Genomic DNA, 26378 nt, shown 5'->3' on the forward strand with positions numbered 1-26378 from the left:
CGCATAAGCTGAAAATTTGAGTACTTTAGCGTAAAACCAACCACTAATGAAGTACTTCGCAGGGCTTTTCAGCGCCATGTTATTTTTCTCATGCGCTAAAGAAAAGAAAGACTACAAGCCACAATTCACCACGGTTACAACAACAACCCTTCATGAGCAACAGGACATAGGTGTTCGTGCCATTACCATTGACGGCGACAAAGTATGGTATGCCGGCAGTATGGGAAATTTTGGTGCATTACCATTAAATGGAGGTAAAGCCCTGACCGGTGTAATCTCAAAAGATACACTTTATCCTGAATTCCGTTCTATTGCCCAAACTAAAGATGCTGTGTTTTTATTAAATGCAGGTACTCCGGCGTTGCTTTATAAAGTTACCAAAGACACAAAGCACAACAAGCTGGTTTACACCGAAACGGGCGAAAAAGTGTTTTACGACAGCATGAAATTCCGGAATGATGACGAAGGTATAGCCATTGGCGACCCGGTAAATGAATGTCTCTCTGTAATTTTTACACGAGATGGCGGCAATACATGGAAAAAATGTCATGCATTAAACTCCCTATGGTAGAAGAGGGAGAAGCCTGTTTTGCGGCAAGCAATACTAACCTTGTAGTTCATGGCAATAAAACGTGGATCATTTCAGGGGGTAAAAAATCGCGCGTGTTTTATTCTGCAGACAAAGGCGAAAACTGGTCGGTGACCGAAACACCCATCTTGCAGGGGGATGCCCCAACCGGAATGTTTTCTGTAGATTTTTATGATGATAATATCGGTTTTGCAGTGGGCGGCGACTATTCCAACTCTTCAGGAAATAAAGGTAACAAAATACTCACGGAAGACGGTGGGAAGTCATGGAAAGTGATGGCCGATGGTACAGCATTCGGGTATGCTTCGTGCGTGCAGTTTGTGCCAAAAAGCGATGGCGATGGTCTGGTAACTGTTGGGCCATCCGGTGTGTGGTACAGCTATGACCGCGGCGCTACATGGAAAAAGATTCACGATGAAAAATCATTCCACACTATACGCTTTATTAACGATAAATCTGCCATAGCTGCAGGGCAAAACAGCATTGTACGTCTTGATTTTAAATAAAAAACGCTCCTTTTTTAAGGAGCGTTTTCTTAATAACCAAATTATGAAAAACAAAGTTAAGCGTACTGCTAACCTTTATCTATAGCGCCAAGCACCCGCATCATAAATGCGTTAAGCGCTTCTTTCTTTTCCATACCGTCCTTTATCATTTTGTGTACCTCAAGTGCACCATACATGTTTGAGATAAGTTCACCAACTACATCTAGCTCTTCGTCTTTTAATGACGGAACCTCTGTAAGCGCCTCAAGTACTTCAAGGGCCTCAATAACGTAGTCCTGGTCGTTATCTTCAATAAACTGCGTTAGGTGCTTAATTACTGGTAACTTCATTTACAAGGTCGGTTAAAAGTTCTACTTTATTTGTTTGTATCTGGTTTACAAGCTCACCATTCCTGAAAGTTGCAAACGTTGGCAGGTTGCTCACGTTGGCCAGCTTGCGCGATTCAGGAAAGTTTTCTGCATCAGCCAGTACAAAAGTTACATTTTCATTCTCACCAGCCATTTTTTTAAATTTTGGCTTCATTATCCTGCAGTTGCCACACCATCCGGCTGAGTACTGTACTACTACAACAGGCTCTGCTGCAACAATTTCCGCAAGATTATCTCTTTCTAATTCCTGTAACATAATTTTTAAGGTGTGTTGTTAAAGTGTTAGTAATTAATTGTTTGAAAGGTAAGAAGCAACACCTTTACGGTCAGCCGTCATAGCCTCTTTGCCCTCTTCCCAGTTAGCCGGGCAAACTTCACCTTTAACCTGTACGTGTGTATAAGCATCAATCAGCCTAAGATATTCATTCACATTACGGCCAAGCGGCATATCATTTACACTTTCGTGGAAAATTTTGCCTTGTTCGTCTACCAGGTAAGTAGCACGGTACGTAACGTTGCTTCCTTCAATTACTACAGAGTCAGTTTCTTCGCTGTATGAAGTCGACTCAATATCAAGGATGCCAAGGATGTTTGAAAGGTTACGGTTGGTATCAGCAAGAAGCGGGTATGTTACGCCTTCAATACCACCATTATCCTTTGCAGTGTTAAGCCATGCAAAGTGAACCTCGTTAGTGTCACATGATGCGCCTATCACCATTGTGTTTCTCTTTTCAAATTCAGGAAGCGCAGCCTGGAAAGCGTGAAGCTCTGTAGGGCAAACAAAAGTAAAATCTTTCGGGTACCAGAAAAGCAATACTTTTTTGTTGTTGTTTACTGCTTCTTCAAAAATGTTTATCTTCATGTTGTCGCCCATTTCTGAAATCGCGTCAACTGAGATGTTTGGGAATTTTTTTCCTACTAATGACATATCGTTTAGGTTTAATGTGTTATTTTGATATAGCAAATTTAGATATAATCAATTTTGCTTATAGTATTTATTGATTGTAAATGTTTATAGTGGTATAGAAAATTCTTATTAAAACAGAATTTAGGGAAATATTTAAGAAATAACCAAATGCCCGCAACTTTTTTTATATTTGTTTTAAGGTGCAAAATGCCTCGCAATAAAACAAATGGGACTAAACAATTTATTCAGGAAAAAAGGGTAGAAGATATTTTACAACGGGTTAATGACGAATCACACGGGCCGTCGCTAGGCAGGCACCTCACAGTTAAAGACTTGGCTGCATTTGGCATCGCGGCTATAATAGGTGCAGGTATCTTCAGTACCATAGGTAAGGCCAGCGCTGATGGTGGGCCTGCAGTAATTTTCCTGTTCCTGTTTACGGCGCTTGCCTGCGGCTTTGCGGCGTTTGCGTATGCCGAATTTGCCTCTATGGTTCCGGTATCGGGCAGTGCCTACACTTATTCATATGTTGCTTTTGGTGAATTGATAGCCTGGATTATTGGCTGGGCCCTCATCATGGAATATGCCATAGGTAATATAACGGTTGCCATTTCCTGGAGCGATTATTTTATCGGATTACTCGAAAGTGGCGGCCTCCATCTTCCGCAATGGATACAGATGGATTACCTTTCAGCTTCAAACGGCTTTGCCGATGCTACCGCACTCATGAAAGGCGGTAAAGCTTTTGCTGACCTTGATGCCGGGATGCAGGCTGCTTATACCGCATGGACAACTGCACCTACACTTGGGCCGATTCACTTTGTGGCTGACCTGCCTGCACTTTTCATTATAATATTGATAACAGCCTTGGTTTACCGCGGCATGAAAGAATCGCGCAATGCCAGTAACCTTATGGTAGTAGTGAAGCTGTGTATTATACTGCTTGTAATTGCAGTGGGTATATTTTATGTTGATACCAGCAACTGGGATCCGTTTGCGCCTAATGGAGCTGCAGGAGTGCTTAAAGGTGTTTCGGCAGTGTTTTTTGCTTATATTGGTTTTGATGCTATATCTACTACTGCGGAAGAATGCAAAAACCCACAGCGCGACCTGCCTAAAGGTATGATGTGGGCGATTATAATATGTACAACATTATACATTGCTATTGCCTTAGTATTAACAGGTATGGTAAAGTATAACCAGCTGAACGTTGGCGACCCCTTAGCGTTTGTATTTGATACACTTGACCTGAAATGGATGAGCGGAATTATAGCAGTTAGTGCGGTTGTTGCCATGGCGAGTGTGCTGCTGGTTTTCCAGATGGGGCAGCCACGTATATGGATGAGCATGAGCCGCGACGGCCTGCTGCCAAAGCGCTACTCTAAAGTGCACCCGAAGTTTAAAACACCGTCATACGCTACAATAGTTACCGGATTTGTGGTGGCTGTGCCGGCGCTTTTCCTGAACCTTACCATAGTGACAGACCTGTGCAGTATTGGTACGCTGTTCGCTTTTGTGCTTGTTTGTGCAGGAGTATTAGTGTTGCAGAACAGGCCTGATGTACCACGAGGTAAATTCCGCACACCATATGTAAATGCCAAATATATCATGCCATTGGGGCTGGTTGCAGGATTAGTTATACTTTTACCCAGTTTAAAGAATCCACCATGGCATTCCTTACAAATGAGACAAGGGTAAAATCGCCCGAAGAAATAGTGACATCTTTGCACGATGAACAGATTGCTGATGTTCATGCTTACCTTGTGCCAAATGACAGGGGCAGCCTTGACGACCTTACCCGGATACTGTTGCACAAGCAGGAAAATGCCCCCGGCAATTATAACTCATTGATTGAAAACATGCCCATACCTGATGCTCAAAAATACGAAAGCGGTTTTGAACTCTTCAAACACAAGATACCTATGTGGATATTTTTATTCACGCTGGTTGGGTTGGCTGTTTGGGCTTACAGGAAAAACCTTTCTCTTATACCATTGCTGGGGCTTATCTGCTGTCTTTACATGATGGCAGAACTTAGCGTTTGGAACTGGATTTACTTCACTATCTGGCTATTGATAGGCCTGGCTATATACTTTGGGTACAGCAGGAGAAACAGTAAACTTAATGTTGAAGCTAATGGATAAATTTAGTATAAAAGAAATTTTCGAAGATGAAATTAACAGCTTATGGAATATTGAGCAATTTCGCAGCATACCACTTTATGATCGAGGATATGCAATTCCTGATGAAACAAAAACTAAATCATTATTGTTTGTTGGGATTAACCCATCATATTATCTCCAATAGATAAAGAAGAAAGATTATTTTATAACGATAAAAGCCACCGTTATTTCAATAAATTTATAGAAATTTCAAAGAAGGTTAATAAAGATTGGTCACATATTGATTTACTCTATTTAAGAGAAACAAATCAAAACTTCGTAAAACACATATATTATAATCATATTGAAGGAAGACATTTTTAGATTCACAAATCGCTCTTTCCAAAAAAAATATTGAAAAAATCGAGCCATTGGCGATTGTCGTAGCAAATGCATTTTGCCGTGGCCTTTTCCCTTTTAAGCATGAATTTTGTGAGGGAGATAGGATCCAACAAAATTATAGAAGACAGTGCTTTGAAAGATACGCCGGTATTTTTTACAAGTATGCTTTCAGGACAGAGAGCACTTGATAATGGATCATACGATCGCTTGACATGGCATATCAATCGGGTAATCAAATTGAAAAGTAATTGATTTACTTCTTTTCTTCCTTCGGTACTTTATCCTTCTTATACAGCGGAATAAAAATACGATAATGAGTAATTGAAACCTGCGCCAAAGCTCCCTTCATACGTACGGTTAAAGCCCGGTATGTAGAGGTTGTCAAAATTCTCTGGCTTTTTGTCGGTGATCAGGTAGTTGAGTCTTACTGAGAAGCCAAGGAAAAGGTTATCAAATATCTCTGCTTTTACACCGCCAACAACCTCGGCCCAGTGCGCGGTAAGCCCATCGAATTTTCGGTCAGGATAAAAGATAGTTTCATCAAAATATCCAGATGCGTCATAAATGCGGTATGAGTTCAGGTTTTGGCTATAACGGCTGAAACCATAGCGCACACCGGCATATATCATATTTTCCATGTCGAGCCAGTTTTCATAGGCATTATAGTCAAAACCAATCTTAATATACTGTCCCTGTGTGGTAAAGTTCAGCTGGTCATCATCAACAGTAAAATCTTCATTGCCAATTTCTCCCGCCACATAGTATTTCTTTGTAAGTCGGTAGTCGGCCACAATTTCAAATCCTCTGTAATTATCATTATATAAACCTCTGGTAAGGCGGTACAGGTCAGCGCCTACACGCAGGCCATAGCGGTCTTTATAAACAGGCTCTGGAGCAGTGGTTGTATCATTTGCAGTCTGGGCAAAGCCGGTAATGCTCACCAGTAAAAGCGATAGGCTAAAAATAAATTTTGACATGAGCTTCGGTTTCGTTTTCTATACTGGTATTTTCTATGCTGATGCCGTTTGCCGCAGTCCAGCGGGTACCATCTGCGCCGGGTGTAATTATATTTGTAACAGGTGTGGGGGGTATGAGCGTAAACGTTGTTTTGTACCCACAGGCGCGTGATACATAAGTTTCAGTACGGGTATAGTCCAACTTCAGTAAATCTTCATTTCGTGTGCCGTCTGTAGCACGTGAGCGGTATATAAGCCTGTATTCTGTAACATCCTGATTTGTGCGAAGCGGCAGCAGCACCCTGCTTACAGTACCAACCAGCGTACCGGTATCATTAAGCGGAAGGGTGTCGGTTTCATTTATCGCAATTATGGCTAAGTCATCAACTGTTCTAAGTACTGTTGCGTTATCTTTATTATAAAATTCAACCACTACACTCGGTGTAGTAGGTGTGTCTTCGGCACATATATCATCTTTCTCGCAGCTGAGGTAAAAGCTGCCTGCAAGAAGTACAGCAGTAAGCACAAGGGCTTTTTTCATAGCGGTTATTTCTTTCTTTTTTCCAAAAGTACAACATTTTCCACATGGTGCGTCTGCGGGAACATATCCACAGGGCGCACGCGGGTAACTTCATAATCAGCATCCATGAGGGCAAGGTCCCGTGCCTGTGTAGCTGAATTACAGCTTACATAAACCACTTTTTGTGGCGCAATCTTCAGTATCTGGTCAACCACATCTTTATGCATACCATCACGCGGCGGGTCGGTAATGATAACATCTGGGTGGCCGTGTGTCGAAATGAATTCGTCATTAAACACAACCTTCATGTCTCCCACAAAAAACTCGCAGTTAGTTATATTATTGCGCTCTGCGTTTACTTTAGCGTCGGCAATGGCTTCAGGCACAGCCTCTACACCAATTACTTTCCCGGCCATTTTTGAAACAAATTGTGCAATAGTGCCTGTGCCGGTATAAAGATCATATACCAGTTCTTTACCGGTGAGTCCTGCAAACTCGCGGGTTATTTTGTACAGCTCATATGCCTGGGCTGAGTTGGTTTGGTAGAATGATTTGGCATTTATACTGAACTTCAGGCCTTCCATTTCCTCGAGAATATAGTCACGGCCTTTATACAGAATCACGTCCTGGTCATACAGCGTATCGTTTGCCTTGCTGTTGATAACGTATTGCAGCGATGTTATCTGCGGGAATTTCGCAATCAGATGGTCAAGCACCAACTCACGCGCCGCCTTATCATCTTCAAAGAATTGAATAAGCACCATGATCTCGCCCGTTGAAGCGGTACGTATCATCAGTGTACGCAATAACCCCGAATGTTCACGCGGATTGAAGAACGCCAGGTTATTGGCGTTGGCAAAATCGCGTATCTCGTTACGTATGGCGTTGCTTGGGTCTTCCTGCAGGTAGCAATCTGTAATGTCAAGAATTTTATCCCACATCTTCGGGATATGGAAGCCCAACGCGTTGCGGTTTTCATACTCAACACCGCTTTGTATTTCAGCTTCGGTCATCCAGCGGGCATTGCTGAAGGAGAACTCCATTTTATTACGGTAGAAGAATTGCTCTTCCGGCCCGGCAATAGGCTCAAATTCGGGCAGGTCAATCTTGCCAATGCGCTTCAGGTTGTTGTACACTTCCTGATTTTTATAAAACAGCTGCTTTTTATAGTCCATGTTCTGCCATTTGCAGCCACCGCACGAACCGAAATGTGGGCAACGCGGCTCAATCCTGTCTTCGCTGTATTGATGGAAGTGGACGGCTTTTCCTTCGTAATATGCCTTACGCTTTTTAAATGTCTGCACATCAATAACATCACCCGGCACTACGTTTGGTATAAATATCACTTTACCGTCCGGCGCCTTGGCTACCGATACGCCCTTGGCGCCGGCATCAAGCACACGTATATTTTCAAAAATAATCTTGTCTGTCCTTTTTCTTCCCATGCGGCAAAAATAAGGCTTTGCAGTGAATTTCACTGAATTAATTTAAAGTGGCTTTTGTACCTTCGTATTCCAATCAATTTCGCTATGAATACATACCTGGCCTTGCTTCGCGGCATCAACGTGAGCGGAAAGAAGATAATTAAAATGGAGGCCCTGCGTACACTTTTTGAAGCGGCAGGATTTACTGATGTAAAGACCTATATACAAAGCGGAAATGTGATATTCAAAGCTAAATCATCATCAAAACAAGAAGTTGCTTCTCAAATTGAAAAGATGATATTAGCTGAATACGGCTTTGATGTAACGGTTTTTGTTCTTGATTCACAGCAAGTTGAAAAAGCTATTGACAATATGCCTTACACCGATGGCCGCGAACCGGAAGGGCAGGGGAGCAAAAAGCTGTATGTAACGTTTTTGTCCGAAATTCCGACAGCAGAAAATATTGAAAAACTGATGCAGGCCCCGATTGGCGATGATTTGATTTCATTATATGAAGATGTGCTGTATTTTAAATTGGAATCAAAAGCATCTGAATCTAAATTGTCAAATAATCTTATTGAAAATAAACTTAAGGTGAAAGCGACAACCCGAAACTGGAATGTCACACTAAAACTGCTTGACCTTTTGAGGGTAAATTCCTGAACGAAACAACGTATTAATATTTTGTTAATTGTTATCACTTGCCTTCTTGCGGGTTTCATAATTCGGTAACTTTATCCTTGGCAGTTTTGCCGCAAAACTTAATCAACATTATATCATGAAAAGAAACGCTACAGCCGTTTGGAACGGCTCTCTGAAAGAAGGCGCAGGTAAAATATCAACACAAAGCGGTGTACTTGATAATACCCAATATTCGTTTAAAACACGTTTTGAATCGGGCGTAGGCACTAATCCTGAGGAACTTATCGCTGCTGCACACGCAGGATGTTTCACCATGCAGCTTACGGCATATATCAATGAGGCCGGCTATGAAGTTGGTGAAATTTCTACTAAATGTGATGTTGATTTTAAGGATGGCTCGGTTGTGAGCTCTCATCTTACCCTTACAGCAAAAGTTGAAAGGATTGAAGATTCTGAATTCCAGGAGCTTGTAACTAAAGCAGAAAAAAATTGCCCTATATCCAGGTTATTAAATACCGAGATATCTTCAAGCGCTACACTTGCTTAATTTTTGATACATTGCAAAAATAAAATCCCGGCTTTCCGTCGGGATTTTATTTTATATTTGAGAATCAATTTTCTTAAAATAATGAACCGCTTTGACCGCATTACCGCTATACTTATCCAGTTACAATCCAAGCGAGTTGTAAAAGCTCAGGATTTGGCTGAGAGATTTGATATAAGCTTGCGGACGGTGTATCGCGACATACGTACGCTTGAAGAAGCCGGAGTTCCGCTGTATGGCGAAGCAGGTATAGGATATTCATTAGTAGATGGTTACAGGCTGCCCCCTGTAATGTTTACCCGTGAAGAGGCAATGGCATTCCTTACAGCAGAAAAGCTCATGGAAAAATTTACAGATGAAACGCTGGGAGAGCATTACACATCTGCTATGTTTAAAATAAAAGCCGTGTTGCGCGGAACAGAAAAAGACCTGCTTGAAAATCTCGATAGCAATATAATCGTTAACAACAAAAGGCGTGATAATTCTCCTCCTGTAAATGTTTTGGATGTTCTGCTTAAAGGTATTGCTGAAAAAAGGGCTGTAAAGCTTATATATCGTGCGTTTGGAAATGAAAAAGACAGTCAGCGGCTAGTTGAGCCTATTGGGATTTTCCATGAATATGAAAACTGGTATACTGTTGCGTGGTGCCATCTTCGCAATGAATACCGGCAGTTCCGCGCCGACAGGATTGTGAGCGTGCAGTTAACTTCAATTTCGCATAGCCAGGATACTTCACTGTCAGCATATTATGACCTCCAAAGTAAACAAAAATCAACACTTTCCATGCAGAAAGCAGTAATACGCCTTGAAAAAAAAGTGGCTTTATACATGCAGGAAAGTCGCCACCGACACGGTTTTGTATCTGAAAGAATTGATGGTGATTATGTTGAGATGACATTTTTATCCCAACACATTGAAGACGGGCTTGCACGCTATTTTATGATGTTTGCTGATTATGGAGAAATAGTTGAACCTGAGTCACTTAAAATTCGTGTTGCAGAACTTCTGGAAAAAATGCTGCAAAAAAATGCACTTTCAAAAACTGCTGACATAGGGTTGTCACTACGCGGTTGCAACTTTGTTCCATAATAACAAATAAACTACTGATATTATGGAAACTACCAATTTTGAAATTGTTGCATTATTGCTAAATGAACTGGAGCAGGAAGCCAAAACAACCCGTAAAATGCTGGCGCGCGTTCCTGCAGAAAAGTTTGACTGGCAGCCGCACCCGAAAAGCATGAGCCTAATGAGGCTTGCAGTACACCTTGCAGAACTTCCTGGTTGGGTTGCCATGACGATGACTACAGATGGACTTGATTTTGAAAACAATCCATACGAACATAGGCAGGTTGCCAGCACGGGTGAATTGCTTGACTTTTTTGAAACTTGCCTGGCAGAAGGAAAAGCAGCGCTTGAAACTGCCGATGAAGAATTTCTTAGTAAAGAATGGGTACTGCGTAGCGGAGACATCATCCATAGCAGGGAGACTAAATATGAGGTGATACGTATGTCAATATCACAAACGATACACCACAGGGCACAGCTCGGAGTTTACCTCAGGCTGCTTGATGTGCCTATTCCCGGCAGTTACGGCCCAAGTGCCGATGATATTGCCTTTTGATTTGCAAACCCCATTAGTTGGGGTTTTTATTGCATTTAATATAAAATAAACAATGCTTAATTTAATTTTTATTAATTTGCACCATATACGGATGATTTCTCTCCAAAAGCAGGAATTGCTAATACAAAGAATAAAAATTATTTTAGAATGTCGGTTTTAGAAACATTGGGTTCAAAAGATGCAATTGCGTTAGAAGACAAGTACGGTGCACATAATTACCATCCGCTGCCGGTGGTGCTAAGCAGGGGTGAAGGAGTATATGTATGGGATGCTGAAGGGAAAAAATATTACGATTTTTTATCGGCATATTCTGCAGTAAACCAAGGGCATTGCCATCCTAAAATCATTAATGCAATGATTGCACAGGCCCAAAAGCTTACGCTTACATCCCGTGCATTTTACAATGACCAGCTTGGGGTTTATGAAGAATATATCACCAAATATTTTGGGTTTGACAAAGTGCTGCCAATGAATACCGGAGCTGAAGCCGTTGAAACCGCAATAAAGATTTGCCGTAAATGGGCTTATGAACGTAAAGGCATTGCTGAACAGGAAGCGAAAATCATTGTTTGCGAAAATAATTTCCATGGGCGTACAACCACAATCATATCGTTCAGCAATGATGAAAACGCAAGAAAAAACTTCGGGCCATATACTGCCGGATTTATCAAAATTGCGTATGATGACCTTGATGCGCTTGAAAATGTGTTGAAATCTGAGGAAAACATCGCAGGATTCCTTGTAGAACCTATACAGGGCGAGGCCGGTGTTTACGTACCTTCTGAAGGTTACCTTGCAAAAGCAAAACAGCTATGCGAAAATCATAATGTGTTATTTATAGCTGATGAAGTACAAACCGGTATTGCACGCACAGGTAAACTATTGGCTGTTAACCATGAAGATGTACAGCCGGATATCCTGATACTGGGCAAGGCATTGTCGGGCGGAGCATACCCTGTGTCGGCCGTACTGGCAAATGACGAAATTATGAATGTAATCAAGCCAGGCCAGCACGGATCAACTTTCGGGGGTAACCCTGTAGCAGCAGCAGTCGCCATTGCTGCACTTGAAGTTGTTGAAAAAGAAAATCTTGCCGAGAACGCAGAGAAGCTTGGGCGCTTGTTCCGAGATAAACTTAGTCAGTACTGCAACCACAGCAATATAGTAAAACTGGTACGCGGTAAAGGACTTTTAAACGCTATAGTGATTAATGACACGGAAGACAGCTCAACAGCCTGGGATATTTGCATGGCTATGAGCGAAAAAGGTTTGTTGGCAAAACCAACGCATGGTAATATTATCCGTTTCGCACCGCCGTTGGTAATGAATGAAGAGCAGCTTCTTGACTGTGTACGTATCATTACAGAGACGCTTACCGAATTTGAAAAATAATCAACCCAAATTATTAATAACCAAACCAACCAATTATGGAGTACAATTCACCATTTGATTCTTTTGAATTACAGGTATCTGCAGCTGCACGCGATTACCTTAAGACGGCCGCAAAGTGGGCTATGTTTTTAGCAATTATTGGTTTTATTGGCATTGCTTTCATGGTGCTGGCAGGACTGTTTGTATTTGCAGCCGGCGGAGCCTTAAGTGAGAGCGGCGGATTGGGTGCGTCGTCATTCATTACACCGGCCCTTTTAGGCGGGATTTATTTTATCCTGGCTTTGCTGTATTTTTTCCCGGTGCTTTACCTTTTTAAGTTTGCTTCGAACACCAAAAAAGCTCTTAACTCTAACAACAGCGACAGTCTTACTGATGCCTTTGAAAATCTTAAGTCGCACTACAAATTTTTAGGAATTGTAATGATAATTGTTATTGCGAGTTACATTGTTGGTATAATTGCTATGGCCGTGTTTTTTGCAAGCAATGTAAGCGCAAATATGTAATTTCTGATTTCTATCAATATAAATCCCGGGTTTGCGCCCGGGATTTTTTTATGGTTTTGAATTGTAGTATTTTTGAAATATGAAAAATTTTCTTCTGACAGTTATTCCCTTTGCCTGTGCATTTCTGGCACTCTATGAACAATCCAAAACAAACCCCAACAAATACATAATGGTTGGTGGTATAGTTATATTTATGTTGGGAATAATGAGGCTCATGAACAAAGTGCCAAGTAAAAACAACCGTAATGACGACACAGAAGTTTAAGATAGGGGATAAAGCGGCAGTGCTTGACGATTCTTTCAGCGGGGTAGTAAAGTCGTGCAGCAATGGAAAGGTAACGCTTGAAACTAGTGAAGGTTTTTCTTCTTCAATTTGATGCTTCAGAACTTATTAAAATAAACAATGATAATGATTTAGGTTCTTTGTTTAAAGGTAAGAGTTTAGGTGCTGTGCTTCGGGAAAAAGAAGAACCCAAAAAACGCAGTTTTACAAGAGAGAAGAAATCCCGTAAGGATGATATTACCCTTGAGATTGACCTTCATATTGAAAAGCTTGTGAAGAAAAAAGGCGGTATGAGCAATTATGAAATCCTTACATTACAGTCTGAAACAGCCAGGCGCCAGCTTGACTTTGCCATTGCCAACCGCATACCCAAAGTTGTTTTTATACACGGCGTTGGCGAAGGTGTGCTGAAAGCCGAACTTGAATTCTTATTCGGCAGATATGACAATATTATAGTAAGCGAAGCTGATTACCAAAAATACGGCCTTGGTGCACTACAGGTCTACATAAAACAAAATCCTAAAAGGTAATTCTAATTCGCAACCGTGAGTTTTCCTACCCTGTAGCCGCCAGTCGCACTTATAGTGAACTGCTCTGCATTTTGAGCCCTATTCATGAAAGTTACATTATCGAGAAAAAATATGTGCTCTCTCACCCCTGCAACTATACTAGTCTGAATTCTAAGTTCGCCGGCTATTGCTTCCCACTGTTTTGTAACTACCGGTGTTATAGGCGGTACAGCATCACAAAATAACGTAGCCACTGCGGTGCCGCTATATTCATTAAAAATTATTTCCTGTGTCTCGCCTGCTATTCCAAAATTTACAACTGCTATTCCACCGTCAGTGGTCGGATATGTCGCTGGTTCAATGTCGAAAAATAATGCCTCATCGCCATTAACTATAAAGGCATTTCCGGCAGGGATAAGATTTCCATCGCAGTTTTGAAGGCTAACGGTTGATGCCTCATCTTTAAAACTAAACCTGTATGTTACAGGGCTTATAAACGATCCAAAAACATTATCAGTAATAATGATTGATTCTTCTTCGCGGCTAAATGTAGCATTAATGATTGTGATGACATGATTATAACCTGTGAGTACATTTTGACTGTTGCGAACTGCTTTGGTAATAATGCTAAGCATTCCACCTGCCTGTGCACTATATTCTTCTACTACAGCTGGGTTTGCGGGTGGCACAGCGCTGCAAATGCTTGTAGAGCTCACTGGGCCGTTGTAGGTGCGATAGACTAGTGTGTTTGAGCCTCCAAGGGTAATCATTCTCGGAATATCATCACCTACTTCATTTTTATTTTCAGCATTTATAAGCGTGTTAGGAGCTAACTGAAGTAATAGCGCTTCGCTACCCTGAACTTTATATATGATGCCGCTGTTTGTACATGCCTGTGCCGTAGCATTTGTAAAGTTGAATGATTTAAAAGTTATATCGCCATCATCACAGCCTGTAAGCAGAAACAGCATGGCAAAAAGCCCAAATATCTTTTTCATTTTCAATTTTGTTTTCAGCAAAAATAATGTTTTTAAGCGCATTGTTTACCGATATATAACGTAAATTCTTTTCAGTAATTTTGCAGCATGAAAAGAGTTTATCTTGATAATGCATCAACAACTGCATTACGGCCTGAAGTGATTGCAGAAATGACCGAAGTAATGGCATCTGCATATGGTAATCCGTCATCTACACAGTTTTGGCAGGAGCGCTAAAACAATTGTGGAGGCTTCACGTAAGAAGATTGCCGCATTGGTAGGTGCAGATGCAGGAGAGATAATCTTTACATCAGGCGGGACTGAAGCCGACAGTTGGGTAATACAAAGTGCGGTACGAAATCTTGGCGTAAAACGAATTATCACGAGCCGTGCTGAACACCATGCCGTGCTAAATACTGTGGCACTTGTTGCTGGAGAATTCAGCACGCAGGTCAATATGGTTAGGCTTGATAGTAAAGGCCAACCGGAACTTTCACATCTTGAAGCGTTACTTTCAGATAATATTCCTACGCTGGTGAGCTTGATGCATATAAATAATGAAACTGGCGTTGTTTTAGACCTACAAGCTGTTGGTAATTTATGCAGGCAATATAATGCGCTGTTTCATACCGATACGGTTCAAACTTTTGGCAAAGAAAAAATAAGTTTTAAAGACTTGCCGGTAGATTTTGCTGCTGCCAGTGCACATAAATTTCACGGGCCAAAAGGTGTTGGCTTTGCATTTATCAGGAAAGGTTTAGGAATACAGCCAATAATTGCAGGCGGTGAGCAGGAAAAAGGCCTGCGTGCCGGTACAGAAGCTGTACACCAAATTGCGGGGATGGCCAAAGCTTTGGAGCTATCTTACATTAATTTGGACATTGAGAGACAGCATATCAGTAATCTTAAAGGTTATCTTTTTGAGCAGCTGGATAACCATTTCCCCGGATATAAAGTAAACGGCACTGACAAGGGAGTGGGGCATGAGATGTTGTTTTATAACATAGCCAATGTCATGCTGCCTTTGCCGGAAGAAAAGACCTCAATGATACTCTTCCAGCTTGATATGAAAGGTGTAGCCGTAAGCCGTGGCAGTGCTTGCCAGTCGGGCAGCATAAAACCGTCTCATGTATTACAGGAAATACTTTGTGATGATGACCTTAAAAAACCTTCATTGCGGATTTCCTTTAGTCATTATAATACTAAAGAAGATATCGACCTGCTGATTGAGGCCCTGAAAACTATTTAGCTTTCTTACGCGATTTAGTGCTGCGTGTTTTCCTGTTGCGTGATTTCGTCTTGTTGCTTTTCTTTTTTGTTTTGCGCTTGCCCCAATTGTTTTTCAGGTTCTTATAAGACTTCTTAGAAACGGTAGACTTCTTTTTGAACGTGATTTGTTTTTCTTTTTCCTCGCGTTGATATTGTTGACTAATGAATTTTTTACACCAAGTTTATTTTTTTTGGTGCTGCCTTTTTTCTTTTTGTTTTTTGTCTTTGTCGCCATAGCTTCATTTTTTAATAAAGTTATGGTTAAAATAAAAAAGCAGGATGCAATATAACATCCTGCTAAGATTTGTTTATACTTTTTCGTGATTATGCCAGGCTCATTGGTGCCTCAATATCTTCGGGTATAAGAGTGCAAAGTTCGCTTTTAGAGAGGTTCCTGCCTGATGCCAGCCTGTTTGACTGAAGTTCCATTGCATTTTCAAACACATTTCGTGCAAAACGGGCATTACCAAATGATTGGTCACGCTCTGCATAAGCTGCCGCAAAAACGTCCTTAACTTTGTTTTCTGCATCAGATGTCAGTGTATAATCGGCTTTCGCACACTGACGTTTAAAAATTTCAACTAAGTCTTCAGGTTTGTAATCAGGGAAATTTATATAGCGGTTTATCCTAGATTCAAATCCGGGATTTGTTTCAATAAATGTTTTCATCTCGCCAGTGTAGCCGGCAAGTATCACAACAAGTTTCTCGCGGTCATCCTCCATTCTTTTAATAATCGTTGCTACTGCTTCTTTACCGTAAGTTTCATTATGGCCAAGATTCAATGCATAAGCCTCATCAATAAAGAGAATACCGTCAAGAGCGGCATCAACCACATCATTCACTTTTACAGCGGTTTGCCCTTCATATTCCGCAATAAGCCCAGAACGGTCTGTTTCGGTAAGATGCCCGCCGTCTAATATTCCCAATTGCTTGTATATTCTTGAAATTATTCTTGCTACAGTTGTTTTACCTGTTCCCGGATTACCTGTAAACACCATATGGTAAGATAACGTTGAAGACTGCAGGCCTGCTTTTTCCCTTTGTTTCTGAACCTTTATGAAATTTACAAGTGTACTGATCTCTTCTTTCACGCCTTCAAGGCCTACAAGCTCATCCATCTCCTTCATAATGTCATCAAGGGTTTCTTTGGTTGATGCTGGTGAAACTTTAAGCGATTTTTGGTTTTTCTTTTATGTCGGTCCGGCTCACTAAATTTCCTTTTGAATCGATATAAATCTCACTATCACTATCATCTGATCTGAAAGACAATTTTTCTGATGAAGAAGACGGTGCACAGTCTGAGCAGTATGTCTCAGTTGACATGATTCCCAAATCTTCATCGCAGTCAATACAATGTTTCATATTGTATTTTTTCATCAAACTTTTGCTGACTCATGAATAATAACCCAATACCCTGAAAAAAGCAAGAATTATAGGGATTATGAAAATACAAGTGAACAGAAATTCTTTCCCAACTTTCTTGTTGCCGAGGTAAAATTGATGTATCCCAAAAATTCCGACGGTTAACGCCAGCAGCGAGGCTATATATTTGTTACGCTTTGTTGCAGCGGGCTGAATTGATTTTGCTGGAGCCATACGTTAAGTTTTTCCAAAAATAGGCATTTAGAAAAGAGTACCAAATTATTTTCTAAGTACTGCATAAAAAAATCCGCCCTCAATGAGAACGGATTTAATTCTGAAATCTTAGATATTAAATCTATATATGTATCACCTCGTCATAAGCAGCCGCAGCGGCTTCCATGATAGCTTCACTCATGGTAGGGTGAGGGTGAACCGACTTGATTATCTCATGTCCTGTAGTTTCAAGCTTGCGCGCCACAACAGCTTCGGCAATCATATCGGTTACGCCGGCGCCAATCATATGGCAGCCAAGCCACTCACCGTACTTGGCGTCAAAGATAACCTTTACGAAACCATCTGGTGTTCCTGCAGCTTTTGCCTTACCTGAAGCTGTGAATGGGAATTTACCAATCTTCAGCTCATAGCCTTTTTCTTTAGCTTGTTTCTCTGTAAGGCCGACAGAAGCGATTTCTGGTGTTGCATAGGTACAGCCAGGTATGTTGCCATAATCAAGCGGCTCTACGTGCAGCCCGGCAATCTTCTCCACACAAAGAATACCTTCAGCAGAAGCTACGTGTGCAAGCGCCTGGCCCGGAACGATGTCGCCAATAGCGTAGTAACCCGGTATGTTTGTCTGGTAATATTTATTTACAAGAACTTTATCTTTATCTGTCGCGATGCCAACTTCTTCAAGGCCTATGTTCTCGATGTTCGACTTAATGCCTACTGCAGAAAGCAATATATCAGCCTCAAGGATTTCTTCACCTTTTGCTGTCTTTACGGTAGCTTTCACGCCGTTGCCTGATGTATCAACCTTCTCAACAGATGCATTGGTCATAATGTTTATGCCCGATTTTTTAAGCGAACGCTCAAATTGTTTTGAAATGTCTTCATCTTCAACCGGAACGATGTTTGGCATAAATTCAACAATAGTAACCTGCGTGCCCATTGAATTGTAGAAATGTGCAAACTCAACACCAATAGCTCCTGAACCAACAACTATCATTGATTTTGGCTGCTCAGGAAGCGTCATTGCCTGGCGGTAACCAATTACTTTTTTACCATCCTGCGGCAGGTTAGGCAATTCGCGTGAGCGTGCGCCTGTCGCAATGATGATATGGTCAGCTGAATATTCTTCTTTCTTGCCGTCTTTCTCAACGCTTACTTTTTTACCAGGCATCACTTTGCCAAAGCCTTCGATAACGTCGATCTTGTTTTTCTTCATAAGGAACTGTATACCCTTGCTCATGCCGTCAGCTACGCCGCGGCTGCGTTGTATCACGGCGCCAAAGTCTTTGTCAAATTCTTTAACGGTAAGTCCGTAATCACTTGCATGCTTCAGGTAATCAAAAACCTGTGCACTTTTAAGTAGCGCTTTGGTAGGGATACATCCCCAGTTAAGGCAGATTCCGCCAAGGCTTTCTTTCTCTATAACTGCTGTTTTAAAGCCTAACTGTGAAGCCCTAATGGCTGTAACATATCCGCCGGGGCCGCTGCCTAAAACTATAATATCGTATTTCATGGTAATGTAATTTGCAGGTTTAATTTATGCGTACGAAAATAGGTATTTATTTGATTATGGTAAAATGTTAAAAGTGAATTTGATAGTTTCACCTCACTATTCCAGGATGTTCTTGTTTTTACCGTCAGCTTTATAAGAAATAACAGCTTTTTCTCCTACCGTACGCAATACAAGCCTTTCATCAGTTGTTTTATCACCTATTTTTATTTGTGTCAGATCATTTTTAGTTTCATGCCATAAAACTGCGCGCTGCCTTACCCTGTCATTAGTATTAGTATTCATAAGCAGGTACGCTATATCGTTTGAAGCATATAGATAAATTGCCTCGCCACCGTCCTTTCCGCCATAATCAAGCCCTAAGCCAATGCGGTCTTCATCATCTGCGAAACCAAAACCACCCCTTTCATCTCCTGTAGTGTCATTAATGATATAAGACCATCCTGCAGAATTTCGGTCCTCAAGTTTTCCGCCCATTTGTAATTTTCCGTCTTTTCCCATATAAAGTCGGTCAGTGCCTTTTTCGTCCAGAAACACAAGGCCTGCCATTGTATCTTTCCTGTCGCGAAGCTTATGCGTTGGTATTGGGTTGCCCATCATTATAAAAGGCTTGCCATTTACGTCTTCTATGATTATTCCTTTCGTTCGTATAATATCATTTTTTCAAATGTAAAGGATGCTAACATGGCAATAATTAATATTCCCGACAGGCTTAATAAAGCAAGGCGAAGTTGTCGAATCTGATTTTGCAGTGATTTGATCTGGTTGTCCATGAATTATACTTTTGATGATTATCCTTCACTTTCCACCGCAAATTGTGAATAATACAAATTCTTGTAATAGCCCTGCTCACGGTTGATAAGCTCATAATGGCGGCCTTCTTCAACAATCCGGCCTTTGTCCATTACGATTATCTTATCAGCGTTTACTACCGTTGCAAGCCTGTGGGCTATGACGATTGAAGTCCGCCCCTGGGTGATTTTCTCCGTGGCGTTGCGGATCAGTTCTTCGCTGTAGGTATCAACAGAAGATGTCGCCTCATCCAGAATCAATATACTCGGATTACTCACGTAAGCCCTAAGGAACGCTATAAGCTGCCTTTGGCCTGACGACAGCATCACGCCGCGTTCTTTTACATTGTACTCATAACCGCCCGGCAGGCTGTTAATGAAGTCATGTACACCAATAGCCCTCGCCGCGGCAACCACCTGTTCGCGGGTTATGTTGGGGTCATAAAGGGTGATATTGTTGAGGATGGTATCGGCAAAAGGAATACATCCTGTAACACAATGCCTATTTGCTTTCTAAGGCTGTCGAGGGTAAAATCGTCTATGTTGGTCCCATCGATAGTAATAGTTCCGCTGTTGATCTCGTAGAAACGGTTCAGCAGGTTAATGATGGTAGATTTACCCGCACCGGTTGAGCCTACGATGGCCACGGTTTGCCCGGCAGGTACAGCAAGGTTAATCCCTTTGATTACTTCCTCACCGTCAATATAGCTGAAGCGAATATCTTTAAACTCAAGGTTACCTTTAAAGTGGGTTGCCTCAATTGTCCCGTTTTTCTGTACCTGGCCTTCAGATTCCAACAATTCAAACACACGGTCAGATGCGATGATACCCATCTGCAATTCATTGAACTTATCTGCAATCTGGCGCAGTGGGTTAAACAGCATCGGGATGAACATGGTATAGGCAAACAGGTCACCTGGTGTGGTAATGTTATCGCCGTTGATGATACTAATACCCCCGTACCATATTACGAAACCAAGGGTTAGCGACGAGATGATATCAGCAATAGGGAAGAAGATAGAGTTGTAAAGAATATTCTTCAGCCAGGCATCATTATGCTTTTTATTTATCTGCTTAAATTTTTCGTACTCAATATCTTCACGGTTAAAAAGCTGCACAATCTTCATCCCTGTAACCCGCTCTTGCACAAAGGTATTTAGGTTGGCTACCTGTGTACGGACTTCCTCAAAAGCACCTTTCATTTTCTTCTGGAAGATGCGTGTGGCATAAACCAATATCGGCATGGCAAGCAACACGATGATGGTAAGCTTCCAGTTCATGTAGAACATGACACCGAGGATAACCACCATTTTTAACAAATCGCTGATGATCATAAACAATCCCTGGCTGAAGATGCGTGCTATCGACTCAATATCGAAAACAGTACGCGTAACCAGCTTACCCACAGGCTCATTGTCATAAAACTTCATACGGAAAGCGCCGATGTGGCGAAACAGTTTTTCACGGATATCTTTCACGATATCCTGCCCGAGCCAATTGGCCCAATATGTAAAATAGTATTGCGAAGCCACTTCAAGCAGAAGCACCCCGGCCATGAGCATAATGTAAAATAACAGTCCTGTACTGTCTTTTTGTACAATATAGCTGTCAACTGTTTGCTTAAGTAAATAAGGACGTACAGCAGCGAATATAGAGAGTGTGATGGCAAATACTATAACCCAGGCAAACCGCGAGCGGTAAGGGGCAGCATAGTGCATTACTTTTTTTAATGATGATGATGTTTTGGCTTTCATTATTAATCTAACGGCTTTTAATGTAAGGGTATTCAACTTTGGTAAGATATAACCCATGTGCAGGGACCGATGCGCCGGCATTGCTGCGGTCTCCGCTTTCGATGATTTTTCTCAGGTCTTCAACAGATGTTTTTCCCAGCCCGATGTTTACCAATGTCCCTACAATTGCGCGCACCATATTCCGCAGGAAACGGTCGGCAGTTATTGTAAACACCAGCTTGCTGCCATTCTGTGCCCAGTACGCTTTTTTTATGTCGCAAATGTACGTTTTACATCGGTATGTGTTTTAGAAAAACACTGGAAATCACTATATTCAAAAAGTATTTTAGCGGCTTCGTTCATGGCATCAACATCCAGCTTATGAAAGAAATACCAGCTGCCCTCGTGGTCAAAAGCATCTTTAAAAGTATGTATGTGGTACTCATATGTACGGCTCACAGCATCAAACCTTGCATGGGCATCATCATGTAACGGGATAAACCGGTACACGACGATATCCTTCGGCAAAAAGAGTTCAGTTTTTGCGTCAGCGAATCAGAGTCTATAACCTCACCATAATCAAAATGTGCAAACATCTGGCGGGCATGAACACCTGTATCGGTACGGCCCGCCCCAACTACTTCAATCTGCGTCCGAAGTAGGGTAGATAGGGCTTTGTTCAGTGTTTCCTGTACCGACGGGCTATGAGGCTGGTATTGCCATCCGCAGTAATTTTTCCCGTTATAAGCAAATTCTATGAAGTATCTCAAGGCTGTGTTTGTTGCACTGCAAAGATACTCAATAAGTCGCAAAGTTAAAGTTGCAAAGCTTCAGAGAAATAAAGTTTCAGTTTTTAAAAAAGTGGTGTAAATGACTTTGTAACTATGTAACTTTGCTACTCTTTAACCAAGAAAATGAAAAAAATCCTTCTGCTTAGCGATACCCACAGTTACATGGATGGTACTATATTAAAATATGTAAAGCTGGCTGATGAGGTTTGGCATGCAGGTGATATCGGTGACCTGAAAGTTACCGATGCCATCAAAAAAGAGAAGCCATTAAGGGCAGTTTACGGGAATATAGATAATGGTGAAGCAAGGCTTGAGTTCCCGTTGCATAACCGTTTTGATTGTGAAGGTCTTGATGTATGGATTACCCACATTGGCGGCTACCCGGGCAAGTACAGTCCCGCTATACGCAGCGAGATTACAGCAAACCCGCCGGGGCTGTTTATCTGCGGACACTCACATATACTCAAAGTGCAGTTTGACCAGAAGCTGAATCTGCTGCACATGAATCCCGGCGCGGCAGGCATATCAGGATTTCACCAGGTGCGTACTATGCTGCGATTTGAAGTAGAGAAAGGCAAAGTGCAAAACCTTGAAGTGATAGAGCTGGGGAAAAGGGGTTAAAATAAAAAAATCCGGAACTGGCAGGTTCCGGATTCTTTACGCACTAATAAAACTAAGTTAATAGAGTTATCTAAGCCTGTCAACAGATTTTACGAGATCTTCGTCCTTTTTTACAGCCCTGTTGGCAAGGCTGAGGAAAACGATAGAAATGATAGGAAGAAACATCCCAATACCCTTCTCTGAAACCACCTTTTCAGGATCGGTCTCTCCGGATAAATTTAGTGACTGGTATATAAATAAGCCTAGTAAAATCAAGTTAAGCAATATGTTCAGCCGGTTCATTACAAACTGCTTTTGCCTCTTTTTATAAGTAAAGATGCTGATGATGCACAACGTGGTGCTGAAGCTGAACAAAACTACAAACGCAAGGTTGAGCATAAAGTAGTACTCCATGCCGCTTTTGGTTACCCATAATGGAAATACAAAAGGCAATACACCCGAGGCAATAAGTGCCGCAAACATGTAAACGCTCTGTATTCTTTGTATCATACCTGCTGTTTTGCTGTACAAAAATATGTTTTCTTTTTTATAATTGCTATTGGATAGTAAAAATTAATTCGTAATATTGCCATACAAAATCATAAGTGCTTCATTCTGCGAAGCATTGCCTTTTCAAAAAAATTACTTCCCCACACATTTTGAAATTACCCTTAATTTAACCATTTAATTATACATGTTCGAAATTTCTGAATTAAAAGAAATGAAGCTGCCTGAACTTCAGGGAAATTGCCAAGAAAGCCAATATCAGTAAGTACAGGGGTTTAAAAAAAGAAGAACTGGTTTACCAGATACTTGACCACCAGGCTGCAAACCCTGATAAGGTTGTACCGCTAAAAGAAAAAGCAGAAGAAAAAGTTGTTGCCGATAAGCCTAAGCGTGCAAGGATAAGTAAAGATGCTCCTGCGACTGAAGTGATTGCTCCTGAAGCGCCTGCAGAAATTAAAAATACAGAGCGTACGCCAAAAAAGGAAAGGATTATCATCAAAAAACCGGCTGAGGCTGAAAATGTTGTTCCTGTAGCTGAACAAGCGCAAAACGAAGAGCCGCACGAAAACAAAGTACTGCCTGAGAGCAAAAAAAATCGTGACAACAGGCAAGAGCAAAAAGCTGATAATAACGATAACAGGCCAAAGAAACGTGTACTGACGGAAGAGGAAAGGCAGGCTATGATTGAGCGTGCTAATGCCAACAACCCTAACCACCCGAGCTATAAGCATCGTGATAAGCTAAATAATGAAGGGCAGCCAAACCAGGCAAAAGACAGCCAGTCTGCAAGGGAAAATCAGCCGGCACGTGAAAACCAGCCGCAGCGCAACGCTGAAAATCAACCTAAAAAACAAAATTACCGCGAGCCAGACTATGAGTTTGACGGTATAATAGAAAGCGAAGGCGTACTGGAAATGATGCCAGACGGTTATGGCTTCCTGCGCTCAAGTGATTACAACTATCTTGCCTCTCCTGATGATATTTATCTTTCAACTTCACAGATACGCCTTTTCGGACTTAAAACCGGTGATACTGTAAAAGGTGTGGTACGCCCGCCAAAAGAAGGAGAGAAATATTTCCCGCTTGTAAAAGTGCTTAAAATAAATGGCCATGACCCGCAGGTAGTGCGCGACAGGGTTTCATTTGAACACCTTACGCCGCTTTTCCCTGAAGAGAAATTTAACCTTGCAGGCAGGCAGAGCTCTGTATCAACACGTATCATTGACTTGTTTTCGCCTATAGGTAAGGGCCAGCGCGGTATGATTGTAGCCCAGCCTAAAACTGGTAAGACAATGCTACTAAAAGATATAGCAAATTCAATAGCTGCCAACCATCCTGAAGTATATCTTATCGTTTTACTAATTGATGAACGGCCGGAAGAGGTTACCGATATGCAGCGCAGCGTAAGGGGAGAGGTTATTGCTTCAACTTTTGATGAGCCTGCCGACCGACATGTAAAGGTTGCCAACATCGTGCTTGAAAAAGCCAAGCGCCTTGTAGAATGCGGGCATGATGTAGTGATACTTCTTGACTCGATAACCCGTCTTGCACGTGCATACAACACAGTTCAGCCGGCATCGGGTAAGGTATTGAGCGGTGGTGTTGATGCCAATGCGCTACAAAAACCTAAGCGTTTCTTTGGTGCGGCTCGTAATATCGAGAACGGTGGCTCGCTTAGTATCATTGCTACTGCGCTTACCGATACCGGCTCTAAGATGGATGAGGTTATCTTTGAAGAATTTAAAGGTACCGGCAACATGGAGCTTCAGCTTGACAGGAAGATTGCCAACAAGCGTATTTTCCCTGCTATTGACCTTACATCATCAAGCACCAGGAGGGATGACCTTCTTCTTGATGAAAAGACAATACAGCGTATGTGGATCATGAGGAAATACCTTGCTGATATGAACCCAGTTGAAGCCATGGACTTCATTAACGACCGCTTTAAAAAGACGAGGAATAATGAGGAGTTCCTTATATCGATGAATGATTAAGAGAAGCTGCTTAGCTACTGAGGTTCTAAGCTGCTTAGCAATAAAAAATCCTCTGCAATAGCAGGGGATTTTTAGCTTAGTTTTCGGAGTGTTATATTTTATGAATGTATGGTGTTAAAAGTAATTTATGAGCTGGTAAAGTTTCTAAAAAAGCCAGACGATAGCAGGATACAGCTAACGCCGAAAGAAAAGATATACTTTTTGCTGAGATTGTTCGTTTTTAACGCTGTGATTTTTTAGCGTTTTTACCCCTTTTGGTATTAGTTGCAGAAGAAACTGAAAGCGAATTTAAACGTAACACAGATTATACCGAAGCAATAGTGGCTATAGGTGCGATCTTAGTGATGCCTGTTGTTGAAGAATTTATATTCAGATATTTTCTTAGATACGACAGAATTAATCCGAAATTGATTAGCTTAAAAAAATGGAATGCTGTCTTTCCATGGCTTGTTTATTTCTCAGCTATTACGTTTGGTGCAATCCACTTATTTAATTTTTCTTTTTCGTCAAATTCATGGTTGCTATTACCGGCATTGGTAGTCCCTCAGTTTATTACCGGTTTGGTAATAACTTTTTTAAGAGTCCGACTCAATTTTTACTACGGAATATTATACCATATGTTATGGAATTTCTCATTTTTTATGGTAATTCCTTTTTTAGTTGATTTAATACCTGAGTAAATTTGATACGTAGTTGCTTGGCTATTAAAGAGACTTAGGTGCTCAGATAATTTTTTACTCCTTCACAAATATAAATGTAGCTTTAAATCCTGTGGCCAGGTTCCATTCATTGGCTGAGAGTAGTTTACCCTGGTCATCATACACCTGAAATTCTGCTGTGTTAGGGCCGGAGTAGCCCTGATTAAGCGCCTCAAAATCTACCTTGTTGAAACCGGGCTGCAATGTTACCTGTATTGACTGAAACTGATTTAGCAGCGTAATATTTTCAACCTGCGTTACATCATTTACCAGTACTTTGATCCTGTCGCCATCTTCAGCGCCAAAATCACGTGCAAGTACTTTAATATATAGCGATTTTGTCTTAAACTCACCAAAAAACTGGTTGCCCTTATATGGCTCGTTAGACTCTCCACGCGGTTTTATAGTAACACGGTCCTGGTATTCGCGGCTGCGGTTAACAAATTTATCCTGCTGCATCATACTGAACTCCTCTTTATTGCTGCCAATCTGGTAAACAGGACTGCTTTCTTTAGGCGGAGTTATCGAGAATACTCTCGGCGCTTCAGGCTTGGGAGGGTCTTTCTTTTTAGGTTTCTTTTTGCTTTTGGTATAGCAGTGCCTTTAATAGGGCTGTCAAACTGCGCTGATGCAACCTGGGCCATAA

The 26378-nt window shown here is 41.5% G+C and carries 30 protein-coding genes and 3 pseudogenes; 16 read left to right on the forward strand and 17 right to left on the reverse strand.

What is annotated here, in order from left to right; all coding sequences use genetic code 11:
- The first annotated feature begins 46 nt into the window (after window positions 1-46).
- Window positions 47-571: a hypothetical protein gene (locus tag LRS05_RS16760; RefSeq protein WP_257869342.1), complete on the forward strand. Its 525-nt coding sequence runs from the start codon at window positions 47-49 to the stop codon at window positions 569-571.
- Window positions 544-1095 (forward strand): hypothetical protein, encoded by a 552-nt coding sequence (locus tag LRS05_RS16765; RefSeq protein WP_257868397.1) that lies wholly within the window; start codon window positions 544-546, stop codon window positions 1093-1095. The genes LRS05_RS16760 and LRS05_RS16765 overlap by 28 nt, the downstream gene beginning before the upstream one ends.
- Window positions 1096-1163: 68 nt before the next feature.
- On the opposite strand, the gene LRS05_RS16770 is transcribed toward LRS05_RS16765, so the two are convergent.
- From LRS05_RS16770 to LRS05_RS16780, 3 genes are read right to left on the reverse strand one after another with little or no spacing between them, the layout of a single operon-like run.
- Window positions 1164-1424, reverse strand: a complete 261-nt coding sequence (locus tag LRS05_RS16770; protein WP_257868396.1) for a hypothetical protein — start codon at window positions 1422-1424, stop codon at window positions 1164-1166.
- Window positions 1405-1719 carry a thioredoxin family protein gene (locus tag LRS05_RS16775; RefSeq protein ID WP_257868395.1) on the reverse strand — a complete coding sequence of 105 codons (315 nt, stop codon included), beginning with the start codon at window positions 1717-1719 and terminating at the stop codon, window positions 1405-1407. Before LRS05_RS16775 ends, LRS05_RS16770 begins: the two co-directional genes overlap by 20 nt.
- 33 nt (window positions 1720-1752) lie before the next feature.
- Window positions 1753-2391 (reverse strand): peroxiredoxin, encoded by a 639-nt coding sequence (locus tag LRS05_RS16780; RefSeq protein ID WP_257868394.1) that lies wholly within the window; start codon window positions 2389-2391, stop codon window positions 1753-1755.
- Between the two features lie 205 nt (window positions 2392-2596).
- On the opposite strand from LRS05_RS16780, the pseudogene LRS05_RS16785 reads away from it, so the two are divergent.
- Window positions 2597-4514 (forward strand): annotated as a pseudogene (locus LRS05_RS16785) (amino acid permease).
- On the forward strand, window positions 4507-4677 hold the full coding sequence (locus LRS05_RS16790; RefSeq protein ID WP_257868392.1) for a hypothetical protein: 171 nt from the start codon (window positions 4507-4509) through the stop codon (window positions 4675-4677). The pseudogene LRS05_RS16785 and the gene LRS05_RS16790 overlap by 8 nt, the downstream one beginning before the upstream one ends.
- Window positions 4678-5161: 484 nt before the next feature.
- Here the strand turns inward: LRS05_RS16790 and LRS05_RS16795 are convergent, their stop codons facing one another.
- The 3 genes from LRS05_RS16795 to rlmD are packed head-to-tail and all read right to left on the reverse strand — an operon-like array spanning window position 5162 to window position 7795.
- Window positions 5162-5851 (reverse strand): DUF6048 family protein, encoded by a 690-nt coding sequence (locus LRS05_RS16795; RefSeq protein WP_308225076.1) that lies wholly within the window; start codon window positions 5849-5851, stop codon window positions 5162-5164.
- Window positions 5832-6371 (reverse strand): DUF6452 family protein, encoded by a 540-nt coding sequence (locus tag LRS05_RS16800; RefSeq protein WP_257868390.1) that lies wholly within the window; start codon window positions 6369-6371, stop codon window positions 5832-5834. Before LRS05_RS16800 ends, LRS05_RS16795 begins: the two co-directional genes overlap by 20 nt.
- A 5-nt stretch (window positions 6372-6376) precedes the next feature.
- Entirely contained in the window at window positions 6377-7795 is a 1419-nt protein-coding gene (gene rlmD, locus LRS05_RS16805) for a 23S rRNA (uracil(1939)-C(5))-methyltransferase RlmD (protein ID WP_257868389.1), read from the reverse strand.
- Window positions 7796-7879: 84 nt separating this feature from the next.
- On the opposite strand from rlmD, the gene LRS05_RS16810 reads away from it, so the two are divergent.
- The 8 genes from LRS05_RS16810 to LRS05_RS16840 all read left to right on the forward strand — a co-directional run bounded on the left by LRS05_RS16810 (window position 7880) and on the right by LRS05_RS16840 (window position 13292).
- Complete coding sequence (locus LRS05_RS16810; RefSeq protein WP_257868388.1) at window positions 7880-8437, forward strand: DUF1697 domain-containing protein; 558 nt, start codon at window positions 7880-7882, stop codon at window positions 8435-8437.
- A 115-nt stretch (window positions 8438-8552) separates the two neighbouring features.
- On the forward strand, window positions 8553-8963 hold the full coding sequence (locus LRS05_RS16815; RefSeq protein ID WP_257868387.1) for an OsmC family peroxiredoxin: 411 nt from the start codon (window positions 8553-8555) through the stop codon (window positions 8961-8963).
- A gap of 81 nt (window positions 8964-9044) precedes the next feature.
- Entirely contained in the window at window positions 9045-10049 is a 1005-nt protein-coding gene (locus LRS05_RS16820; protein ID WP_257869343.1) for a YafY family protein, read from the forward strand.
- Between the two features lie 22 nt (window positions 10050-10071).
- Window positions 10072-10584, forward strand: a complete 513-nt coding sequence (locus LRS05_RS16825) for a DinB family protein (RefSeq protein ID WP_257868386.1) — start codon at window positions 10072-10074, stop codon at window positions 10582-10584.
- Window positions 10585-10731: 147 nt separating this feature from the next.
- Window positions 10732-11976 carry an ornithine--oxo-acid transaminase gene (gene rocD / locus LRS05_RS16830; protein WP_257868385.1) on the forward strand — a complete coding sequence of 415 codons (1245 nt, stop codon included), beginning with the start codon at window positions 10732-10734 and terminating at the stop codon, window positions 11974-11976.
- A gap of 35 nt (window positions 11977-12011) precedes the next feature.
- Window positions 12012-12479 carry a DUF5362 family protein gene (locus LRS05_RS16835; protein WP_257868384.1) on the forward strand — a complete coding sequence of 156 codons (468 nt, stop codon included), beginning with the start codon at window positions 12012-12014 and terminating at the stop codon, window positions 12477-12479.
- Window positions 12480-12724: 245 nt separating this feature from the next.
- A complete protein-coding gene (locus tag LRS05_RS17505; protein WP_308225078.1) occupies window positions 12725-12856 on the forward strand; it encodes a hypothetical protein in 132 nt (43 codons plus the stop codon).
- A complete protein-coding gene (locus tag LRS05_RS16840) occupies window positions 12831-13292 on the forward strand; it encodes a DNA mismatch repair protein MutS (RefSeq protein WP_308225080.1) in 462 nt (153 codons plus the stop codon). The genes LRS05_RS17505 and LRS05_RS16840 overlap by 26 nt, the downstream gene beginning before the upstream one ends.
- A 2-nt stretch (window positions 13293-13294) precedes the next feature.
- On the opposite strand, the gene LRS05_RS16845 is transcribed toward LRS05_RS16840, so the two are convergent.
- On the reverse strand, window positions 13295-14269 hold the full coding sequence (locus tag LRS05_RS16845; RefSeq protein WP_257868382.1) for a hypothetical protein: 975 nt from the start codon (window positions 14267-14269) through the stop codon (window positions 13295-13297).
- Between the two features lie 87 nt (window positions 14270-14356).
- Between LRS05_RS16845 and LRS05_RS16850 the strand changes: the two are divergent.
- Window positions 14357-15497 (forward strand): annotated as a pseudogene (locus LRS05_RS16850) (cysteine desulfurase family protein).
- A 344-nt stretch (window positions 15498-15841) separates the two neighbouring features.
- Here the strand turns inward: LRS05_RS16850 and LRS05_RS16855 are convergent.
- The 8 genes and pseudogenes from LRS05_RS16855 to LRS05_RS17795 form a co-directional block, all read right to left on the reverse strand.
- On the reverse strand, window positions 15842-16645 hold the full coding sequence (locus LRS05_RS16855; RefSeq protein WP_257868380.1) for an AAA family ATPase: 804 nt from the start codon (window positions 16643-16645) through the stop codon (window positions 15842-15844).
- Window positions 16646-16910: 265 nt separating this feature from the next.
- Entirely contained in the window at window positions 16911-17114 is a 204-nt protein-coding gene (locus tag LRS05_RS17780) for an NINE protein (protein ID WP_374707797.1), read from the reverse strand.
- Between the two features lie 121 nt (window positions 17115-17235).
- A complete protein-coding gene (gene lpdA, locus LRS05_RS16860; RefSeq protein WP_257869313.1) occupies window positions 17236-18621 on the reverse strand; it encodes a dihydrolipoyl dehydrogenase in 1386 nt (461 codons plus the stop codon).
- Window positions 18622-18717: 96 nt separating this feature from the next.
- On the reverse strand, window positions 18718-19218 hold the full coding sequence (locus LRS05_RS16865) for a hypothetical protein (protein WP_257869344.1): 501 nt from the start codon (window positions 19216-19218) through the stop codon (window positions 18718-18720).
- 191 nt (window positions 19219-19409) lie between these two features.
- Window positions 19410-21163, reverse strand: a pseudogene (locus tag LRS05_RS16870) (ABC transporter ATP-binding protein).
- Window positions 21164-21170: 7 nt separating this feature from the next.
- The gene (locus LRS05_RS17785) at window positions 21171-21377 is read right to left on the reverse strand and encodes a hypothetical protein (protein ID WP_374707802.1); all 207 of its coding nucleotides are present in this window, start codon (window positions 21375-21377) and stop codon (window positions 21171-21173) included.
- A 35-nt stretch (window positions 21378-21412) separates the two neighbouring features.
- Window positions 21413-21601 (reverse strand): hypothetical protein, encoded by a 189-nt coding sequence (locus tag LRS05_RS17790; protein WP_374707803.1) that lies wholly within the window; start codon window positions 21599-21601, stop codon window positions 21413-21415.
- Complete coding sequence (locus LRS05_RS17795; RefSeq protein WP_374707804.1) at window positions 21598-21912, reverse strand: hypothetical protein; 315 nt, start codon at window positions 21910-21912, stop codon at window positions 21598-21600. The genes LRS05_RS17790 and LRS05_RS17795 overlap by 4 nt, the downstream gene beginning before the upstream one ends.
- Before the next feature lie 144 nt (window positions 21913-22056).
- Between LRS05_RS17795 and LRS05_RS16880 the strand changes: the two genes are divergently transcribed.
- A complete protein-coding gene (locus LRS05_RS16880; RefSeq protein WP_257868374.1) occupies window positions 22057-22554 on the forward strand; it encodes a metallophosphoesterase in 498 nt (165 codons plus the stop codon).
- A gap of 66 nt (window positions 22555-22620) precedes the next feature.
- Here the strand turns inward: LRS05_RS16880 and LRS05_RS16885 are convergent, their stop codons facing one another.
- A complete protein-coding gene (locus tag LRS05_RS16885) occupies window positions 22621-23043 on the reverse strand; it encodes a DUF4293 domain-containing protein (protein ID WP_257868373.1) in 423 nt (140 codons plus the stop codon).
- A 254-nt stretch (window positions 23044-23297) separates the two neighbouring features.
- On the opposite strand from LRS05_RS16885, the gene rho reads away from it, so the two are divergent.
- Together rho and LRS05_RS16895 are read left to right on the forward strand one after the other, a co-directional pair.
- Complete coding sequence (rho, locus tag LRS05_RS16890; protein ID WP_374707806.1) at window positions 23298-25034, forward strand: transcription termination factor Rho; 1737 nt, start codon at window positions 23298-23300, stop codon at window positions 25032-25034.
- Between the two features lie 254 nt (window positions 25035-25288).
- The gene (locus LRS05_RS16895; protein WP_257869345.1) at window positions 25289-25714 is read left to right on the forward strand and encodes a CPBP family intramembrane glutamic endopeptidase; all 426 of its coding nucleotides are present in this window, start codon (window positions 25289-25291) and stop codon (window positions 25712-25714) included.
- A 54-nt stretch (window positions 25715-25768) separates the two neighbouring features.
- On the opposite strand, the gene LRS05_RS16900 is transcribed toward LRS05_RS16895, so the two are convergent.
- On the reverse strand, window positions 25769-26194 hold the full coding sequence (locus LRS05_RS16900; protein ID WP_257869346.1) for a hypothetical protein: 426 nt from the start codon (window positions 26192-26194) through the stop codon (window positions 25769-25771).
- Window positions 26195-26378: the final 184 nt, after the last annotated feature.

This window comes from Flavobacterium sp. J372 (assembly GCF_024699965.1).
In the GTDB taxonomy this organism is placed as follows: Bacteria; Bacteroidota; Bacteroidia; order Flavobacteriales; family Flavobacteriaceae; genus Flavobacterium.

Bases quoted from the DNA above. Each gene is read 5' to 3' on its own strand.
- LRS05_RS16760 (WP_257869342.1), top strand. From the start codon at position 47: ATGAAGTACTTCGCAGGGCTTTTCAGCGCCATGTTATTTTTCTCATGC.
- LRS05_RS16765 (WP_257868397.1), top strand. From the start codon at position 544: ATGTCATGCATTAAACTCCCTATGGTAGAAGAGGGAGAAGCCTGTTTT.
- LRS05_RS16770 (WP_257868396.1), bottom strand. From the start codon at position 1,424: ATGAAGTTACCAGTAATTAAGCACCTAACGCAGTTTATTGAAGATAAC.
- LRS05_RS16775 (WP_257868395.1), bottom strand. From the start codon at position 1,719: ATGTTACAGGAATTAGAAAGAGATAATCTTGCGGAAATTGTTGCAGCA.
- LRS05_RS16780 (WP_257868394.1), bottom strand. From the start codon at position 2,391: ATGTCATTAGTAGGAAAAAAATTCCCAAACATCTCAGTTGACGCGATT.
- LRS05_RS16790 (WP_257868392.1), top strand. From the start codon at position 4,507: ATGGATAAATTTAGTATAAAAGAAATTTTCGAAGATGAAATTAACAGC.
- LRS05_RS16795 (WP_308225076.1), bottom strand. From the start codon at position 5,851: ATGTCAAAATTTATTTTTAGCCTATCGCTTTTACTGGTGAGCATTACC.
- LRS05_RS16800 (WP_257868390.1), bottom strand. From the start codon at position 6,371: ATGAAAAAAGCCCTTGTGCTTACTGCTGTACTTCTTGCAGGCAGCTTT.
- rlmD (WP_257868389.1), bottom strand. From the start codon at position 7,795: ATGGGAAGAAAAAGGACAGACAAGATTATTTTTGAAAATATACGTGTG.
- LRS05_RS16810 (WP_257868388.1), top strand. From the start codon at position 7,880: ATGAATACATACCTGGCCTTGCTTCGCGGCATCAACGTGAGCGGAAAG.
- LRS05_RS16815 (WP_257868387.1), top strand. From the start codon at position 8,553: ATGAAAAGAAACGCTACAGCCGTTTGGAACGGCTCTCTGAAAGAAGGC.
- LRS05_RS16820 (WP_257869343.1), top strand. From the start codon at position 9,045: ATGAACCGCTTTGACCGCATTACCGCTATACTTATCCAGTTACAATCC.
- LRS05_RS16825 (WP_257868386.1), top strand. From the start codon at position 10,072: ATGGAAACTACCAATTTTGAAATTGTTGCATTATTGCTAAATGAACTG.
- rocD (WP_257868385.1), top strand. From the start codon at position 10,732: ATGTCGGTTTTAGAAACATTGGGTTCAAAAGATGCAATTGCGTTAGAA.
- LRS05_RS16835 (WP_257868384.1), top strand. From the start codon at position 12,012: ATGGAGTACAATTCACCATTTGATTCTTTTGAATTACAGGTATCTGCA.
- LRS05_RS17505 (WP_308225078.1), top strand. From the start codon at position 12,725: ATGACGACACAGAAGTTTAAGATAGGGGATAAAGCGGCAGTGCTTGAC.
- LRS05_RS16845 (WP_257868382.1), bottom strand. From the start codon at position 14,269: ATGAAAAAGATATTTGGGCTTTTTGCCATGCTGTTTCTGCTTACAGGC.
- LRS05_RS16855 (WP_257868380.1), bottom strand. From the start codon at position 16,645: ATGAAGGAGATGGATGAGCTTGTAGGCCTTGAAGGCGTGAAAGAAGAG.
- LRS05_RS17780 (WP_374707797.1), bottom strand. From the start codon at position 17,114: ATGGCTCCAGCAAAATCAATTCAGCCCGCTGCAACAAAGCGTAACAAA.
- lpdA (WP_257869313.1), bottom strand. From the start codon at position 18,621: ATGAAATACGATATTATAGTTTTAGGCAGCGGCCCCGGCGGATATGTT.
- LRS05_RS16865 (WP_257869344.1), bottom strand. From the start codon at position 19,218: ATGATGGGCAACCCAATACCAACGCATAAGCTTCGCGACAGGAAAGAT.
- LRS05_RS16880 (WP_257868374.1), top strand. From the start codon at position 22,057: ATGAAAAAAATCCTTCTGCTTAGCGATACCCACAGTTACATGGATGGT.
- LRS05_RS16885 (WP_257868373.1), bottom strand. From the start codon at position 23,043: ATGATACAAAGAATACAGAGCGTTTACATGTTTGCGGCACTTATTGCC.
- LRS05_RS16900 (WP_257869346.1), bottom strand. From the start codon at position 26,194: ATGATGCAGCAGGATAAATTTGTTAACCGCAGCCGCGAATACCAGGAC.